Source organism: Thermosulfurimonas sp. (genome assembly GCF_015491435.1).
Lineage (GTDB): Bacteria > Desulfobacterota > Thermodesulfobacteria > Thermodesulfobacteriales > Thermodesulfobacteriaceae > Thermosulfurimonas_A.
In genome coordinates this window covers 1-15609 of the sequence record NZ_WFVX01000040.1, presented here as the reverse complement: position 1 = coordinate 15609, position 15609 = coordinate 1, and the positions used below count along the sequence as shown (strand labels likewise).

Annotated in this window: 17 protein-coding genes; 8 read left to right on the top strand and 9 right to left on the bottom strand. The window is 59.7% G+C overall.

The annotated features are described in order from the left end of the window. Together F8J34_RS01725 and ndk are read right to left on the bottom strand one after the other, a co-directional pair. On the bottom strand, nucleotides 1–444 hold a 444-nt coding region (locus F8J34_RS01725), incomplete at its 3' end, for an AIR synthase related protein (RefSeq protein WP_297055893.1). Further along, a complete protein-coding gene (gene ndk, locus F8J34_RS01720) occupies nucleotides 441–869 on the bottom strand; it encodes a nucleoside-diphosphate kinase (RefSeq protein ID WP_363315392.1) in 429 nt (142 codons plus the stop codon). The genes ndk and F8J34_RS01725, both read right to left, overlap by 4 nt. Before the next feature lie 110 nt (nucleotides 870–979). Between ndk and F8J34_RS01715 the strand changes: the two genes are divergently transcribed. Next, a complete protein-coding gene (locus F8J34_RS01715; protein WP_297055887.1) occupies nucleotides 980–2248 on the top strand; it encodes an ATP-binding protein in 1269 nt (422 codons plus the stop codon). Beyond that, entirely contained in the window at nucleotides 2245–2586 is a 342-nt protein-coding gene (locus F8J34_RS01710; protein WP_297055885.1) for a response regulator, read from the top strand. Before F8J34_RS01715 ends, F8J34_RS01710 begins: the two co-directional genes overlap by 4 nt. A 37-nt stretch (nucleotides 2587–2623) precedes the next feature. Here the strand turns inward: F8J34_RS01710 and glnA are convergent, their stop codons facing one another. From glnA to F8J34_RS01680, 6 genes are all read right to left on the bottom strand, one after another. Beyond that, complete coding sequence (gene glnA, locus F8J34_RS01705) at nucleotides 2624–4036, bottom strand: type I glutamate--ammonia ligase (RefSeq protein ID WP_297055883.1); 1413 nt, start codon at nucleotides 4034–4036, stop codon at nucleotides 2624–2626. Continuing rightward, on the bottom strand, nucleotides 4033–6423 hold the full coding sequence (locus F8J34_RS01700; protein ID WP_297055880.1) for an HD domain-containing protein: 2391 nt from the start codon (nucleotides 6421–6423) through the stop codon (nucleotides 4033–4035). Before F8J34_RS01700 ends, glnA begins: the two co-directional genes overlap by 4 nt. Nucleotides 6424–6425: 2 nt before the next feature. Continuing rightward, a complete protein-coding gene (locus tag F8J34_RS01695) occupies nucleotides 6426–6764 on the bottom strand; it encodes a P-II family nitrogen regulator (RefSeq protein ID WP_297055878.1) in 339 nt (112 codons plus the stop codon). Nucleotides 6765–6843: 79 nt separating this feature from the next. After that, on the bottom strand, nucleotides 6844–7728 hold the full coding sequence (locus F8J34_RS01690) for a J domain-containing protein (RefSeq protein WP_297055876.1): 885 nt from the start codon (nucleotides 7726–7728) through the stop codon (nucleotides 6844–6846). Between the two features lie 11 nt (nucleotides 7729–7739). Continuing rightward, nucleotides 7740–8942, bottom strand: a complete 1203-nt coding sequence (locus tag F8J34_RS01685; RefSeq protein ID WP_297055873.1) for an MFS transporter — start codon at nucleotides 8940–8942, stop codon at nucleotides 7740–7742. Further along, nucleotides 8943–9521, bottom strand: coding sequence for an isoprenylcysteine carboxylmethyltransferase family protein (locus F8J34_RS01680; protein ID WP_297055872.1), 579 nt, complete (start codon nucleotides 9519–9521; stop codon nucleotides 8943–8945). A 91-nt stretch (nucleotides 9522–9612) separates the two neighbouring features. Here F8J34_RS01680 and F8J34_RS01675 point away from each other — a divergent pair, with 91 nt between their 5' ends. The 4 genes from F8J34_RS01675 to coaE are packed head-to-tail and all read left to right on the top strand — an operon-like array spanning nucleotide 9613 to nucleotide 12439. Then, nucleotides 9613–10269 carry a hypothetical protein gene (locus F8J34_RS01675; protein WP_297055870.1) on the top strand — a complete coding sequence of 219 codons (657 nt, stop codon included), beginning with the start codon at nucleotides 9613–9615 and terminating at the stop codon, nucleotides 10267–10269. Then, nucleotides 10259–10885, top strand: a complete 627-nt coding sequence (gene nth / locus F8J34_RS01670) for an endonuclease III (protein ID WP_297055867.1) — start codon at nucleotides 10259–10261, stop codon at nucleotides 10883–10885. Before F8J34_RS01675 ends, nth begins: the two co-directional genes overlap by 11 nt. A gap of 14 nt (nucleotides 10886–10899) precedes the next feature. After that, nucleotides 10900–11880 (top strand): RluA family pseudouridine synthase, encoded by a 981-nt coding sequence (locus F8J34_RS01665; RefSeq protein ID WP_297055864.1) that lies wholly within the window; start codon nucleotides 10900–10902, stop codon nucleotides 11878–11880. Beyond that, nucleotides 11825–12439: a dephospho-CoA kinase gene (gene coaE, locus F8J34_RS01660; protein ID WP_297055863.1), complete on the top strand. Its 615-nt coding sequence runs from the start codon at nucleotides 11825–11827 to the stop codon at nucleotides 12437–12439. The genes F8J34_RS01665 and coaE overlap by 56 nt, the downstream gene beginning before the upstream one ends. Here the strand turns inward: coaE and ribD are convergent. Beyond that, complete coding sequence (ribD, locus tag F8J34_RS01655) at nucleotides 12391–13515, bottom strand: bifunctional diaminohydroxyphosphoribosylaminopyrimidine deaminase/5-amino-6-(5-phosphoribosylamino)uracil reductase RibD (RefSeq protein WP_297055860.1); 1125 nt, start codon at nucleotides 13513–13515, stop codon at nucleotides 12391–12393. The two genes, coaE and ribD, sit on opposite strands and share 49 nt — an antisense overlap. A gap of 26 nt (nucleotides 13516–13541) precedes the next feature. Between ribD and F8J34_RS01650 the strand changes: the two genes are divergently transcribed. Continuing rightward, nucleotides 13542–14888 (top strand): sigma-54 dependent transcriptional regulator, encoded by a 1347-nt coding sequence (locus F8J34_RS01650; RefSeq protein WP_297055856.1) that lies wholly within the window; start codon nucleotides 13542–13544, stop codon nucleotides 14886–14888. Between the two features lie 27 nt (nucleotides 14889–14915). Next, nucleotides 14916–15609, top strand: a 694-nt coding sequence (locus tag F8J34_RS01645; RefSeq protein WP_297055855.1) for a PAS domain-containing protein, incomplete at its 3' end; no start/stop codon positions are given.

Sequence of the window (15609 nt, the reverse complement as noted above, 5' to 3'; positions counted from 1 at the left end):
GGCCCGGGCTCCGCGGCGAAAGACCGGCCGGGAGGCCTCGCCGAAAAGAAAGAGCCCGGCCCAGAGGACCGGGCTCCTTACCGTGTCCCCTCCGTAAAGGTCGGCCCCGTAGGTGGAAAGGGCCTGAACCAGCCCCCCGTAAAATTCTTCTATCCAGGGGATCTCCGGGGGCCGGGGAAGCCCCAGAATGAGGAGGGCCCCCTCCGGCCGGCCTCCCATAGCCGCTATGTCGCTCAGGTTAACCGCAGCCAGTTTCCATCCCAGGGCCCGGGCGGGAAAATAACGCGAACGGAAGTGGATCCCCTCCACCAGGGCATCGGCGGTGAAGAGTCGATAACCCCGCCCTCCCTGCAGAACCGCGCAGTCTTCCTCTGCGGTTCGCACCGCCGGAGGGGCCTGCCGGAGATAACGGGAAACCAGTTCCAGAAACCTTTCCTCGTTCATCTCTGTCCGGCCAGGAGTTCGCGCTCGCTGAAGAAAAAGGCGATCTCCCGGGCCGCGGATTCCGGACTGTCCGAACCATGAACGGTGTTTTTCTCCTTATCCAAGCCCAGGGACTTGCGGATGGTGCCCTCGGCCGCTTCCGCCGGGTTGGTGGCCCCCATGATCTCCCGGCATCGGGAAATGGCGTTCTCCCCCTCCAGGACCAGGGCCACAATGGGCCCGGAGGACATGTAATCGGTAAGACTATCGTAAAAAGGTTTATCCCGATGTACATTATAGAATTCCTGGGCCTCTTTCTTACTGAGACGGAGCATTTTCATGGCGATTATCTTAAGACCGGCCTGTTCAAAGAAACGAAGGACCTCGCCGATGAGGTTTCGGGACACACCATCGGGTTTAACCAGAGCCAGCGTGCGTTCCATAATTTCCCCTCCTGGTTGGATTTTTTGGGCCTTTTTTCATACCAGAAAAAAGGGATCTTGTCATGGGAGGAGAATTTGGATATAAATCCCCAGACCCGAGGAAGGAGGTGGGGGTGGTCAAGAGGAATTTTAACCTGGATGCCTATATCTGCCACTTACTTTGTCGGGCTCCTTCCTGGCCTTTTCCCCGTCTGCACAAGGAAATCCTGCGGTCCCTCAAAAAACTTACCGGAAGTCAGCTGGCGGCTATAGGTTTCTGGGACGAGAGCAAGGGATGCTGGTGCTTTCCGGATTTCATCCGGCCCACCTTTCGCACCTGCCAGATGAGGGGGAGGGCCTGGTTCCCGTCTCTGGGAGGGGTCTTCGAGAAGGCCTTTCGCGAAAGACGCACTTACATCAGCAACGATCTGAGCCGGGACCCCTATCATCAGGGGCTTCCCTCCGGCCACCTGCCCATAAAGAGGGTGGCCATTCGTCCCATTCTGGTGGAGGATCGGGTTCAGGGGGTAGCCATCGTGGCCAATTCTCCGCGTCCTTACGGTGAAAGGGAAAAGGAGGTCATCGAAAAACTCAGTTCCTTTTATGCCTTTCTTCTCAAGGCCAAGGAGGAGGAAATTTCCCTGGGGGAGAGCCGGGTCCTGGAGACCCAGAAGGCCAAGATTCTGAATCTCCTGGTGGGGAACCTGGCCCACAAGTTCAACAATCTCTTAAACGTGATCTGGACCTCGCTGGAGCTCACCAAGATCAAAAGGGAGATGGAATTAAAGCCTTTCCTACACAAAGCGGAAAAGGCCACCCGGGAGCTTTCCTATCTGGTGAGGCAGCTCCTTCTCTACGCCCGGGGGGAATGTCTGGGCCGCAAGGAGATCGATCTTACCCGGTTTTTACCCCAGATCTTCTGTTTTCTGCGCAGTATGCTTCCTCCCTCCATCCGTCTGGTCACCCGGGTGCACCGGGATCTACCCCCGGTAAGGATCGATCCCATGGCCCTGGAACATATCCTGGTGAACCTGGTGGCCAACGCGGTGGAGGCCTACGGGGACCAACCCGGGGTCATTAGCGTGACCCTGGGGGTGACGGAGAAACACCGGCATCTTCTCGAGAGCCGGAGTCCTTATCGGGTACGGCTGTGCAGCGGGGTCCGGGCCTATCGCTGGCTGAGCATCAAGGTAAGGGATAAGGGGCCGGGGATCCCTCCGGAGGAACTTTCCCGGGTCACCGAACCCTTTTATTCCACCAAGGGCCTGGGTCGGGGGCTGGGTCTGGCCGCGGTGCGTAACATCCTCTGGGCCCACGAAGGCTGTCTCTCCATATATTCTCGTCCGGGGGAGGGTACGGAGTTCAAGATCCTCTTACCGGTGAACGGGAGGGAAGGAGCATGAAGATCCTCCTTGTGGATGACGAGATCCTCCTGGGAGAAACCCTGAAGGAACTCCTGTGTATGATGGGGCACGAGGTCTTTTATGCCCCCGATGCCCGGAGAGCCCGGGAGATCCTGGCCCGCTACGGCCCGGAAATCGGTCTGGCCATCGTGGATATAATGCTTCCTGGTACCAGCGGCTCGGAACTGGCCCACTGGATCCGCCGGACCTATCCACACATGCGGGTCATCTGCATCACCGGCTATACCCCTATTCCCGAACCCGAGCCCTGTGGAGGCGGGGTGCCGGTCATCTTCAAGCCCTTCTCGGTGGAAGAATTAAGACCTTATTTACAATGAGAAAGAAGGGGGGCGCGGTGGCCCCCCTTCAGAAGCTTTAGATGTCGAAGTAGAGATAGAACTCGTAGGGATGGGGCCGCAGACGGACCTGATCGGCCTCGTTCTCCCGCTTGTACCGGATCCAGGTTTCGATGAGATCCTCGGTGAAGACCCCGCCCTTGAGCAGGAAGTCGTGATCTTCTTCCAGGGCCTGCAGGGCCTCCTCCAGTGAGGCCGGAGTGGTGGGAATATTCTTCAGTTCCTCCGGAGGCAGGCTGTAGAGGTCCTTGTCCATGGGTTCTCCGGGATCGATCCGGTTTTCGATGCCATCCAGGGCCGCCATGAGCATGGCCGCAAAGGCCAGGTAACCGTTACAGGAGGGATCCGGCGTCCGGAACTCGATCCGCTTGGCCTTGGGGCTGGGGCTGTACATGGGGATCCGGATGGCCGCGGAACGGTTCCGGCTGGAATAACACAGGTTGACCGGGGCCTCAAATCCCGGAGTGAGCCGCTTGTAGGAGTTGGTGGTGGGGTTGGTGAAGGCACAGATGGCCCGACAGTGTTTGAGAATGCCCCCGATGGCGTAAAGAGCGATCTCGGAAAGACCGGCGTAACGGTCCCCGGCGAAGACGTTGGTATCGCCCTTCCAGATGCTGAAGTGGGTGTGCATTCCCGAACCATTGTCGCCGAAGATGGGCTTGGGCATGAAGGTTACGGTCTTGCCGTGCTTGTAGGCCACGTTCTTGAGGATGTACTTGAACCACATGAGGTTGTCACCCATCTTGACCAGCGGGGCGTAACGCATGTCGATTTCGGCCTGTCCGGCGGTGGCCACCTCGTGGTGGTGACACTCCACCTCGATCCCCACCTTCTGGAGATAGAGGGTCATCTCCGTACGCAGGTCCTGGAACTTATCCGAGGGAGGAACCGGGAAGTACCCTTCTTTGTGCCGGGGTTTGTAACCCAGGTTGGGGTTTTCCTCCCGTCCGGAGTTCCAGATTCCCTCGATGGAGTCCACAAAATAGTAGGAATAATGGGCCGCGGAGTCGTACCGGATGTCGTCGAAGATGAAGAACTCGGCCTCGGGCCCGAAATAGGCCGTGTCCCCGATGCCCGTGCTCTTCAGGTAAGCCTCGGCCTTCTGGGCCACGTACCGGGGATCCCGGGAATAAAGCTCCCGGGTAATGGGGTCCATTACGTTACAGATGAGAGAAAGGGTGGGTACCTCGCAGAAGGGATCCAGCACCGCGGTGTTGGGATCCGGCACCACGATCATGTCGCTCTCGTGGATCTCCTGCCAGCCCCGGATGGAGGACCCGTCGAAACCGAACCCCTCCTCAAAGGACTCCTCGGTGAGCTGTTCAATGGGCACACTGAAGTGCTGCCAGATACCCGGAAGATCCAGAAACTTGAGATCTACCATCTTTACCCCGTTCTTACGCGCAAACTCCAGGACTTCTTTGGGCGTCATGATGCAACCTCCTTTAGTTGGTTTTGTATTTTTTGTTGCAATCTCTCGGCCTCTTCGGCCGGAAGCTTTTCCCCTTCCCGGGTCTGGAGGTAAAAGATCTGCACTGCCAGATCCTCCTTTTCCGATACCAGGGCCTTGCCGATCATAAACCCACTTTTGGTTATTACATTAGCTATGCGGTAAAGTAAAGAAGGTTTTTCCGGGGTATAGATTTCGAGAAGGGTATAAAAGTCGGAGCTCTCCTGGTCCACCCGGACCTCGGAATGGGGTTCCCTTTGAATGCGTGGTTCCAGGGAAAGGAGGGCTCCGGTCCTGCGGGAGATCAGCCCTTCCAGATCTTCCTCTCCCCGAAGGACCTTTCGGAAGAGGGAACTCCATTTTCGGAGTTCGGCCTCCGGGGACAGGGGTTCCACCAGAAACTCATCCACCGCCAGTCCCTGGGGCCAGGTGAAGGCCCGGACCCTGCGAATGCGAAAACCCGCGGCCAGGAAACTTCCGCAGAGATCGGCCAGGAGCCCGGGACGATCTCCGGAGACCACGAAAACGGCCCGCCCCTCGCGAAACGGGATTTCCTCCACCAGGAAATCCGGGGTTTCCTCCTGAAAGGTCTGAACCAGGGCACAGATGCGCTTGAGTACCGGGAGGTCATAGATCTCCAGCTGGGGCAGGGGAATGCTTTCCGCGAGCTTCCGGGATACCTCCGCTAGGAGCCTTTCCCTTTTGGCCGCCAGATCCACGGCGGCCCCGGGACGGGCCTCAAGGACCTTGCGGACCTTATGGTAGAGCTCTTCCAGGAGCTCAGCCTTCCAGGAGGTGAGAGCCCGGGGACCGGTGGCCCGGGCGTCGGCCAGGGTCAGGAGATAAAGGGCGGCAAGACGCCTCACCGTCCCCACCCGGAGAGCCACCTCTTCGGCCACCTTTTCCTCGGCCAGATCCCGACGCAGGGCCGTGTCAAAGAGCAGGAGGTGTTCCCGCACCAGAAAGACGATCTCCTCGGTTTCCTCGGGACTAAATCCGAAGCGCCCGGTCAGGGTCTTTACCTTTTCGGCCCCGGCCCGGGCATGCTGGGGTTCTCCCTTGGCGATGTCGTGAACCAAAGCCGCGAAGTAAAGGACCCGGGGATCCCGGACTTCCCTCCAGAGTTCCGGCCGTTCCTCCCGGAGCCGGTGCAGAGCCTCTACGGTAAGGAAGAGGTGTTCGTCCAGGGCGTAAAGATGATAGAGATCATACTGGACTTTTCCCTGGATCTTCCGAAATTCGGGCAGGAGATGAAAGAGGACCCCGGTGGTGCGCAGGGTACGGAGCATGGTCAGACTGTGTCTTTCGGTGAGGAGGTGAGGGAAGATCCGGGAGAGTTCCTGCAATTCCTCCTCCCGAAAAACCCGCCCCCGGAGATATTTGCGGAGGTCCCGGCTGAGGGGGCGTCCTTCTCGAGCCTGGATCTGAAAGATCTCCCGCAGAAAGGCCGGACCGGAGACCGCAAGCTTAAAGGGGATACGATGGACCCCCTGGGGAAAATAGAGGTCCTCGATAAAGTCCATGAGATCTTCCACCGTTTCCCGGATCACCGCAAAGGTCCGGAAAAGGTCGGAGATAAAGTTTTCGGTTCCGGAACGATCGGCCCCGTATCCCAGCCGGCGGGCTATCTCCGGCTGGTATTCCATGTAGAGGCGATCCACCTTCCTCTGACAGAAATGGTGAAGGGTATCTCTTACCTGATGGAGGAAGTTTACCGCTTCCCGGAGCCGGGCCGCCTCTTCCGGGGTGAGGAAACCCACCCGAACCAGGTCTTCCGGGGACTCCAGGCCGAAGACGATCCTCCCGGCCCAGAGCAGAAACTGGTAATCCCGTAAGCCCCCGGGCCCGTCTTTGAGGTGGGGTTCCAGGAAATAGATTTCCTCTCCCACCCGAGCCAGCCGTTGCTCCCGCATGTTCTTCAGGCGGAGATAGATCTCCTTGGTTCGACCGGAAATAAGCCGCTGGAACCCCCGGGTCAGTTCCTCGAAGAGGTCCCGGGAACCGTAGATCAGCCGGGCCGAAAGAAGGGCGGTGAGAAAGGTGGGATCCTGCAGGGCAAAATCCAGGGCCTCTTTGGGGGTGAAGATACGATAGGTGACCTCAAAGCCGTAATCCCACAGGGGATAGATTAAACGCTGCAAAAAGAGCGCGAGATCCTTTTCCGCAAGCCCGGCATGGAGAAAGAGAAGATCCACATCGGAGCCGGCACAGAGATAACCCTCTCCGTAACCCCCCAGGGCCACCAGGGCCAGACTGCCCTCCAGCCCGGCCCTTTCCCGAAAAAGAGGATCCCACAAATCTTTCACAAATTTGTCAAAGTATATGCAGCGTTCCCTGGGGGTACCCTCCGTCTCGATCCCGGCCAGCACGTCTAAAGGGCCTCTTCTCCTTTCTCTCCGGTGCGGATACGGATGGCTTCCTCGATAGGATAGATGAAGATCTTCCCGTCGCCGATCTTCCCGGTGCGGGCGCTTTTTATGATCGCCTCCACCACCCGTTCCACCATCTCATCCGGCACCACGATCTCCATCTTGATCTTGGGCAGGAAGTCCACCACGTATTCCGCCCCGCGGTAGATTTCTTGATGTCCCTTCTGTCGGCCGAACCCCTTTACCTCGGTCACCGTCATCCCCTGGACCCCTACCTCGGCCAGGGCCTCCTTGACCTCTTCCAGCTTAAAGGGTTTGATAATGGCCTCGATCTTCTTCATCACCACCTCCTTCTAAGGGATTTTTAGCAAGATAGGTGCCTATCCTGTCCCGAGCCTCTCCGGGGAAACCTGCGCAAACTCAAAGGTAAATCCTTTCCCCCTCCGGGAAGGAGTCCGCCTTTTCTTTACGAAATTGTAAACCCTCTGAAACTTTTTTCACATTTGTGGTAATATCGGAGCCGTCGGGATAGACTCCCAGGACCAGTCCCTCCAGATAGAGGCGGGAGTAGTCGTCATAGCGGAAGGAGAAGAGGTAGCCCTCGGTGAGGATCCGGGTCTGGAGATGGATCAGGCAGGTCTTGCGGAAGGTTTCGGCCCGGATGTAGTTTTGCACCAGCAGCCCCTCCTCTCCCGGGGTCTTTTCCAGGAGTAGCCAGGGTTCGATGCGATCCCGGGGTACGCATCCCACGATTTTGATCCTGGTGGCCCGGCGCGGGGGATGACGGGCGGAATCCTTGAGATAAAGCTCGCCCTGGTCATCGAAGTAAACCTCGCGAAAGGGGGCCCGGTGTCCGAAGACCGGAAAGGGGAGGCGATACTTCAGGGCCAGGTCGTAAAGCCTCACCCGAAGATTGCGGGGAGAGGGAGAGATCAGATGTCCCTCATGGGCCCGGGACAGAAGGTCCTCCCAGAAACGGGCCTCCAGTTCTTCCTTTTCCCGCAGGGACCTGCTCAGCCGGAGAAGGAGTTCCTGGATCTTGTTGCGAAGCGTGCGGCGGGAGAGTCTGCGAATATAGGCCTGACGATAGCGTCGAAAGGATTCGGGATTCTTGGCCAGGTTGAGGGCCTCGAAGGCCAGGTTCAGTTCCAGGGCCTTTTCCCCGGAACCGCCGGGAAGATCCGGATGGTGGACCTGCTGAAGGGTGCGATAGCAGGCCTTGACCAGCCGGAAGAGGCTCTCTTCGTCCAGTTCTTTTACTATCTGGGGCGATAGCCCCAGTATTTCAAAGGGATTGCGCCGCATGATATACCATTTTAAGGCCTATCCGGCTCCGGGGGAAGGCATCTCTTGATCACCGGAATCAGCAGCAGAGGGGGAAGGGAGATCCAGAAGGTGAGGAAGAAGAAGCCCGCATATCCCAGGGCCTGGGCGCCGTAGCCCCCGGTGGCCCGGGCCAGGGTGAAGGAAAGGCTAAAGAGGGTGGAGAGCAGGGCATATTGACTGGCGCTCATGTCCTTGCGGCAGAGACGCATCAGGAAGGCCAGAAAGGCCGCGGTCCCTAGCCCGCCGGTAAAGCTCTCCACCAGCGAGGCCGCGTAAACCGCATATTTTCCCGAAGAGGGCAGGGCTGCATAGGCATACCCCAGGTTGGAAACGGACTGAGACATCCCCAGCATCCAGAGGGCCCGAAAAAGCCCCAGCCGCCGAACCAGCCCCCCGCCGATAAGCGACCCCAGAATGGTGGCCACCGTGCCCAGCGTTCCGGAAATCAATCCGATCTCCAGCCGACTGAACCCCCGGTCCACCCAGAAGGGATAGATCATGGACCCCATGGTGGCATCGCCGATCTTAAAGGTCAGAACAAAAAGGAGGAAGACCCAGGCGTGCTCCCTGTTGAGAAAATCCTTTAAGGGTTCAATGTATTGTTTGATTATGCTGCTACTTTTTTTGCTCTTTGAGGGAAAGTGTAGGTCGGGCCAGAGGAGGACCAGGGCGCAGAGGGCCAGGAAGACCAGGGTGAGGGCCAGGAAGGCCGGAGCGAAACCCAGAAAATGGGAAAGGGCCACCAGTCCTCCTCCGGAGGCGATCATGGCCACCCGATAGGCCGAGACCCTTACCCCGTTAGCCGGGCCCAGTTCGTCCTCTTCCACCAGTTCGATGGTGTATCCGTCCACGGAGATGTCCAGGGTGGCCGAGGCGAGGGTGCAGAGAAAGACCAGGAGGAAATAGAGTCTTCCGGCCGGGGGGACCAGGGTCAGGAGACCCACGGCCAGGGCCAGGAAGAGAAGGGCCCCGGCCATCCAGTGGTATTTGCGACCGTAACGATCCACCAGAGGGGCCCACAGGGGTTTCAGGCTCCAGGAAAGCCCGGCCAGGGAGAGGAGGCCGATCTCCACCAGATTCACCCCTCGGGTACGCAGATAGACCGGAAGACTCACATATACAAAGCCGAAGGGCAGGCCCTCGGCCAGATAAAGCAGACCCACCAGGACCATTTTCCGATAGAAACTCAGCATTTATCGTTTCCTTAGGCGGGGGAGGAGGCAGGGGGTCCGGCGACGATACTCTTCGTAGGCCCGGCCGTAAAGTTCCTCCAGTTCCTTTTCCTCCCGGGGAATGATGACCCATTTCAGGAGCAGGAGGTCCAGCAGGGCCAGGAGGGCCACCACCCGATAACCGGAAAAGAGCGAGGCTCCAAGGAAAAAGAGGGTATGTCCCAGATAGGTGGGGTGCCTGACCATGCGGAAGGGCCCCCGGGTGACCAGGCGTCCGGAACGGGGTTGAAAATGATGGCGCCCGACGATCTGCCCCCGAAGATAGAGGAAGGTGATTCCCTCGAGCAGGATCCCCCCGCTGAGAAGGAACAACCCCCACACCCGGAACGAGTGGGGCAGGGGGAAACTACCCAGCCGAGCATAGAAACGAGCGGAAAGGAGATGCTGGATCAGGATCAGCCAGAGCCCCGGGACCAGGAGATAATAAAAAAGTCCCAGGCGTTTCCTCAGCCCGGGCCAGAGATAAAATGGAACCCAGAAGAGGGGTACCAGGAGTTCCAGGGCCAGGGCGATTTGGGCCACCGCTTCCACGGGTTTCATAGGAAGCCATTTTAGCGAGCCTGCGAGGGGATACAACACCCGCCCCGGGGCCCCCGGGATCGGGTATAATACTTCCGAAAAGGAGGCGAATATGGCTTACCTAACCGTAACCTGGGTGGAGGGGGCGCTGGAGCGCTATCTTCGGCGCCGTCCCGACGATACCATCATGGGTAAAAAGATCGCCTTTTCCCCCCGGCATTATCTGGCTGCCCTTCTGCATATCTATACCGGTTGTTTCTCCCTGGACCGTATTGCTCGCCTGGCCGGACTTTCCGAAGAGGAACTCCGCTTTCAGCGGGCCCAGATAGATTTCATGAGCCTGGTGGATTATCTCCGGACCCGCTTTGCGGAATGGTTCCGCGAACACCTCCTCCTGCGGGATTATCATCCCGCCGAATACGGTCGCATCGCTCTGGAGTACTGTCATCTGGAGGAACAGGTCCGTTCCCAGGTGCGCATTCCCCTTCTGGATCAGCTCAAGCACCTCTGTTACGATCTGGAGGATCGTCTCTCCGCCGGCAAGGGCCTTCCCCCCTATGATGAACACCTCTTCCGGCGCCTGCTCTTTTTCTTTCTCGCGGCCGAGGGGCTCAAACCCACCCTTTCCTCCCGGCTGGTAAACCGGGCCCGGGATCTTGCGGAAAGGGCCTATCCCGGAGAATTCTCCCGGCTGGAGCTGCCCTCCCCGGAGGGTTTTTCGGAGAGGCTCTATCAATACCTGGAGGAGGTCTTATCCCATGGAGCGTGAGCGCGAGATCCTGGAACGTCTCAAGAAGGCCTATCCCGGGGCCAAGATCGCCCTGCGCTTCGAGAACCCCTTACAGCTCCTTATTGCCACCATTCTTTCCGCCCAGTGCACCGATGAACGGGTGAATCAGGTCACGGAGGAACTTTTCCGCAAGTATCCGGATGCCCGGGCCTTTGCCCAGGCCGACCTCGAGGAGCTGGCCCAGGATATCAAATCCACCGGCTTTTTCCGGCAGAAGGCCCGGTATATCCAGGAGGCCTGTCGCCTTCTGGTGGAAAAATACGGGGGAGAGGTCCCGCGGAGCATGGAGGCCCTGCTCGAACTGCCCGGGGTGGCCCGCAAGACCGCCAATATCGTGCTGGCCAATGCCTACGGCATAGTGGAGGGAATCCCGGTGGATACCCATGTGCGCCGGGTGAGTCAGCGGCTGGGTCTTACCCGGGAAAAGGACCCCGATCGCATCGAAAGGGATCTCATGCGGCTGATCCCGCGGGAGGATTGGGCGGTTATTCCCTATGTCTTTCAGGCCCATGGCCGCAAGATCTGTACCTCCCGTCGCCCCCGCTGTTCGGAATGTCCGGTACGGGATCTATGCCCCTCGGCCGCTAAGTCCTGATCCCTCGGAGATCCATGAACGGGGAGGAACGAGTTTATCGGGTTCGGGTGGAGCCCTCCGAGGCCGGGGAACGACTGGATGTCTTTCTGCTTTCCCGTCTGCCGGACCTTACCCGTTCCAGGCTTCAGAAACTGATCCGGGAGGGCCGGGTTATCCCTTCCGGAAGCACCGCTCCCCTCAAACCCTCCCGGCGGGTAAAGGCCGGGGAGGAATTTCTGGTCCGGGTTCCGCCTCCGGAGGAGCCCCGGCTGGAGCCGGAGGAGGTGCCCCTGGAGATCCTTTACGAGGACGCCCATCTGGCGGTGATTGTAAAACCCCCGGGGGTGGTGGTCCATCCGGCCGCGGGGCATCCCCGGGGCACTCTGGTGCACGGTCTTCTGGCCCGGCTCTCCGGGCTCTCCGGGGTGGGAGGAAAATTACGTCCCGGAATCGTTCATCGGCTGGACAAGGATACCTCCGGTCTCATGGTGGTGGCCAAGAGCGACGCGGCTCATCTGCATCTGGTATCCCTTTTCCAGAGCCGCAGGGTGGAGAAATGGTATCTGGCCCTGGTGCACGGGGTGCCGGAACCTCCCTCCGGAAGGATAAAGGTCCCCATAGGAAGACACCCGGTTCATCGCCAGCGGATGCTTGCCGGGGCACCTCGGGGCCGGGAGGCGGAGACCTTCTTTCGGGTGCGGGAGGTCTTCCGGCGGGCCTCTCTCCTGGAGGTGCGCCCCCTCACCGGTCGAACCCATCAGATCAGGGTCCATCTTTCCTATCTCGGTCATCCGGTGGTGGGGGATCCCCTCTACGGAGGGCGGCGTCCCACCGGTCCCCGGGCCGGGCGTCAGATGCTCCATGCCTGGCGCCTGGGCTTCGAGCACCCCCTTACCGGAGAAAAACTCTTCTTCGAGGCCCCGCTTCCCCGGGACTTCGAGGAATTGCTGGAGGAACTACGTGGTGCCGAAAAAGGATCTTCGCATCGGAATAACCGGGGGTCCGGCCACCGGTAAGACCACCCTTCTTGAAATCCTCCGGGAGCTGGGGTATCCGGTTTTTTCTGCCGACGAGAGGGTTCGCGCCTATCTGGCTCCCGGGGGGCAGGCCTATGCGGCGGTGAGATCCCTGTGCCCGGAAGCCCTGCGCGAAGACGGGACCTTGGATCGCCGTATCCTTCTGCGCAGACTCCTGCAGGACCCGGCCTTTCGATCCCGCATGGAGGGGCTTCTCCATCCCCTGGTGCGCAGGGATCTTATGACCTTCATGGAGAAACACCGGGGGGCCGGGCCCGTCTTTGCCGAGATCCCGCTCCTTTTTGAGGCGGGCTGGGAGGATCTCTTTGATGAGATCTGGGTGGTGACCTGCTCCGAGGAGATTCAGCGGCGGCGTCTGCGGGAACGACTCCGGGATGAGGAACTCGTTCGGGGTTTACTCCGTCTGCAACTGCCCCTGGCCGAAAAGGAAAGGCGGGCCCACCGGGTCTTTTCCTCCGAGGTTCCGGTGGAGGAATTGCGGGTTCGGGTTCAGAGAGTGCTCTCAAGAAGCCTTCGGCCCTCCGGGGAGAGCCCGTGAAGGAGAAGGGAATCCCCCAGGCGCCGGACCCTTAAGTCCGAAAGCCACAGGGCCTGGGATAGTGTTTCCGCTCCCCGGCCTGCTACCGCGCAAGGGGCCTCCTTTCCTCCGATGATGACCGGCCCCAGGAAAAAGAAGACCTCGTCCACCACCCCGGCCTCAAGGAAACTACCGTGGATCTCTCCTCCTCCTTCCACCAGCAGGGAAAGGATTTCCCGCCGGGAAAGTTCCCGCAACAGGGAGGGAATATCCACCCGTCCGGCTTTTTCCCTCACCCGGATGACCTCGGTTCCGGTCCGGCGGAAGATTTCCTCCCGGTCCCGGGGGGCGGAGTCGCCGCAGATCAGCCAGGTGGGAACCTCGCGGGCGGTGCGAAAGATCTGAAAATCCGGGGAGAGGGAGAGCCGGGTGTCCAGTACGATCCTTATGGGGTTCCGTCCCCGGGGAAGCCGGCAGGTAAGCAGGGGATCGTCCGCCCTCACGGTGTTTTTCCCTACCAGGATGGCGTCGCAGATGTTTCTCAGACGGTGCCCCTCCCGTCGGGCCTCCTCTCCGGTGATCCAGCGGGAATCTCCGGTGCGGGTGGCGATGCGTCCGTCCAGGCTGGCCGCGACCTTGAGGATCACCCAGGGCCGATCGGATACCATCCGCCTCAGAAAGAACCGGGTCAGATAGCGGCACTCCCGTTCCAGGACTCCGCAGACTACCTCCAGCCCCCTTTCCCGGAGGAACTCCACCCCTCCCCGGGCCCGGGGATTGGGATCCCGGGTCCCTACCACCACTCTGCGCACGCCGGACCGGATAATGGCTTGGGTGCAGGGAGGAGTGCGGCCGTGATGGTGACAGGGTTCGAGGGTTACGTAGAGGGTGGCTCCCCGGGCCTTTTCTCCGGCCCGGGCCAGGGCCAGGGCCTCGGCATGGGGTTCCCCGGCCCGCCGATGATACCCCCGGGCCAGGATCCTTCCGCTCCGGGGATCCACCACCACCGCTCCCACCGGGGGATTGGGGCTGGTCCTACCCAGCCCCCGGCGTCCCTCCCGCAGGGCTTCCCGCATATAAAAAAGGTCGTCGGGCATGGTTAATTTGCTTATAATAGATCCTGATGGCCTCGAAAAGTCCCTCCATCCTCATTGTGGATGACGATCCCGGTTTTCGGGAGTTTCTGAGGCTTTTCCTGGAAAGGGAGGGCTATCGGGTCTCCCTGGCCCGGGACGGAAAAGAGGCCCTTTCCCGTCTGGAGGAGGTGAATCCAGACCTGATCCTGCTCGATCTGCGCATGCCCGAGATGGGAGGGCTGGAATTCCTGGAACACCTGCGTCGTCAGGGTAACGAGACCCCGGTAATCGTGATCACCGCCTATGCTTCCCTGGATTCCGCGGTCAAAGCCAAGAAAGAGGGGGCCTACGATTATCTTCCCAAACCCTTTCGTCTGGAGGATCTACGTCGTAAGCTCAAGGAGGCCCTAAAAAGTTCGCCCCCCCGGGAAGAAATCAGCGGAGAGTTTATGGGGATTATCGGGCGCAGTCCGGCCATGCGTCGTCTTTTCTCCCTTCTCCCCAAGATTGCCCGGGCCGAAAGCAATGTCCTCATCACCGGCGAATCCGGGACCGGAAAGGAACTGGTGGCCCGGGCCATCCATCGCCTCTCCCCCAGGAAGGACAAGCCCTTTGTGGTGGTGAACTGTGCCGGCATTCCGGCCACCCTCCTGGAATCGGAACTTTTCGGTTATAAGGCCGGGGCCTTCACCGGGGCCAAATGCGACAAACCCGGGCTTTTCGCCCGGGCCCATGGCGGCACCATCTTTCTGGATGAAATCGGAGATCTTCCTCCGGACCTCCAGGTAAAATTGCTTCGGGTGGTGGAATACAAGACCTTCACTCCTCTGGGAAGTTCCCAGGAAGTTCAGGTGGATGTACGGATCATTTCCGCCACCAACCGGGATCTGGAGGAGGAGGTGCGGGAGGGGCGTTTTCGCGAGGATCTTTATTTCCGTCTGAATGTACTTTCGGTCCATCTTCCGCCCCTTCGGGAAAGAAGGGAGGATATTCCCCTGCTGGTACAACACTTCCTGGAAAAGTATTCCCAAAAGATGGGAAAGTCCGGGCTGGGGATCTCGGATTATGCCCTCAGGGCCCTCATGGAGTACGATTTTCCAGGAAACGTGCGGGAGCTGGAGAACATCATCGAGCGTTCGGTGGCCCTGGAGTCCGGTCCCCTTATTCTTCCCGAGACCCTGACCCTTCGTCCGGGTCGGAGAAAAAGCGAGGATTTTTCCGTGGAGCTTCCCCCCGAGGGGCTGGACCTGGAGGCCTTCCTGGCCCGGGTGGAAAAGGGTCTGTTGCGTCAGGCCCTGGAGCGAACCGGAGGGCGCAAGGAAGAGGCCGCCCGGCTCCTCAAACTCTCCCCCAGGTCCTTTCGTTATCGCCTGCAAAAATACCAGCTGGAGTAAAACGGAAGACGCATGAGAGGTTTCCCTTTGGGGGTAAGGATTTTCCTGGTCCTGGTCTCTCTCTTCTTCCTGCCACCGGAATATCGGTTTTATCTGATTCCGGGCGCAGGGGTTTATCTGGTGCTCCAGGGTCTTCTTTTTTTCTTCGGGGCCCGCTATCTGCGCGAGGCCGTATTTTTCTGGCTCGGAAGGGCCCTGGATTTCGCTTTCATTCTGGGGCTGATCGGGCTCACCGGGGGAGCCGAAAGCCCTTTCATCTTCTTTATCTTTTTGCCCTCCCTGGAGACGGCCTTTTCCGGGAACCGGCTGCGCACCGACCTCACCTCTCTGGTGGCCCTGTTCGGACTGTTTTATTTTTTCTTTCGTTCGGAACACCTGGGCCTTCGGCACTGGCTACAGTTTTTCGCCTATGTGGGGGCCCTGGGGGTTACCGGTTTTCTGGCCCTCAAGCTTTCCTCCCTGCGTTCGGAATTGATCCGTCAGGAGGACATCCGTCAGAATCTCCTGGATTCCCTTTCCGCCGGGCTGGTCTTCCTGGACCGGAATATGCGTATCCTTTCCTGGAATCCCAGGGCCCGGGAGATCCTTCCCGGGCTGGAGAAGGGAGTCCCTCTTTCCCGGGTGGTGGCCTCGGAAATACACCCCAACTCCTCCCGGGGCGAGATGCGTCTGGGAGGGACCATCCTGGGATATTCCCTATTTCCCATCCGCAGGAACAGGG

What these genes read in the sequence shown, in the direction of transcription:
- nth (WP_297055867.1), top strand. Translation starts at nt 10,259, where the DNA reads ATGGAGCGTGAGCGCGAGATCCTGGAACGTCTCAAGAAGGCCTATCCC.
- F8J34_RS01680 (WP_297055872.1), bottom strand. Translation starts at nt 9,521, where the DNA reads ATGAAACCCGTGGAAGCGGTGGCCCAAATCGCCCTGGCCCTGGAACTC.
- F8J34_RS01685 (WP_297055873.1), bottom strand. Translation starts at nt 8,942, where the DNA reads ATGCTGAGTTTCTATCGGAAAATGGTCCTGGTGGGTCTGCTTTATCTG.
- F8J34_RS01675 (WP_297055870.1), top strand. Translation starts at nt 9,613, where the DNA reads ATGGCTTACCTAACCGTAACCTGGGTGGAGGGGGCGCTGGAGCGCTAT.
- glnA (WP_297055883.1), bottom strand. Translation starts at nt 4,036, where the DNA reads ATGACGCCCAAAGAAGTCCTGGAGTTTGCGCGTAAGAACGGGGTAAAG.
- F8J34_RS01710 (WP_297055885.1), top strand. Translation starts at nt 2,245, where the DNA reads ATGAAGATCCTCCTTGTGGATGACGAGATCCTCCTGGGAGAAACCCTG.
- F8J34_RS01695 (WP_297055878.1), bottom strand. Translation starts at nt 6,764, where the DNA reads ATGAAGAAGATCGAGGCCATTATCAAACCCTTTAAGCTGGAAGAGGTC.
- F8J34_RS01665 (WP_297055864.1), top strand. Translation starts at nt 10,900, where the DNA reads ATGAACGGGGAGGAACGAGTTTATCGGGTTCGGGTGGAGCCCTCCGAG.
- F8J34_RS01650 (WP_297055856.1), top strand. Translation starts at nt 13,542, where the DNA reads ATGGCCTCGAAAAGTCCCTCCATCCTCATTGTGGATGACGATCCCGGT.
- F8J34_RS01690 (WP_297055876.1), bottom strand. Translation starts at nt 7,728, where the DNA reads ATGCGGCGCAATCCCTTTGAAATACTGGGGCTATCGCCCCAGATAGTA.
- ribD (WP_297055860.1), bottom strand. Translation starts at nt 13,515, where the DNA reads ATGCCCGACGACCTTTTTTATATGCGGGAAGCCCTGCGGGAGGGACGC.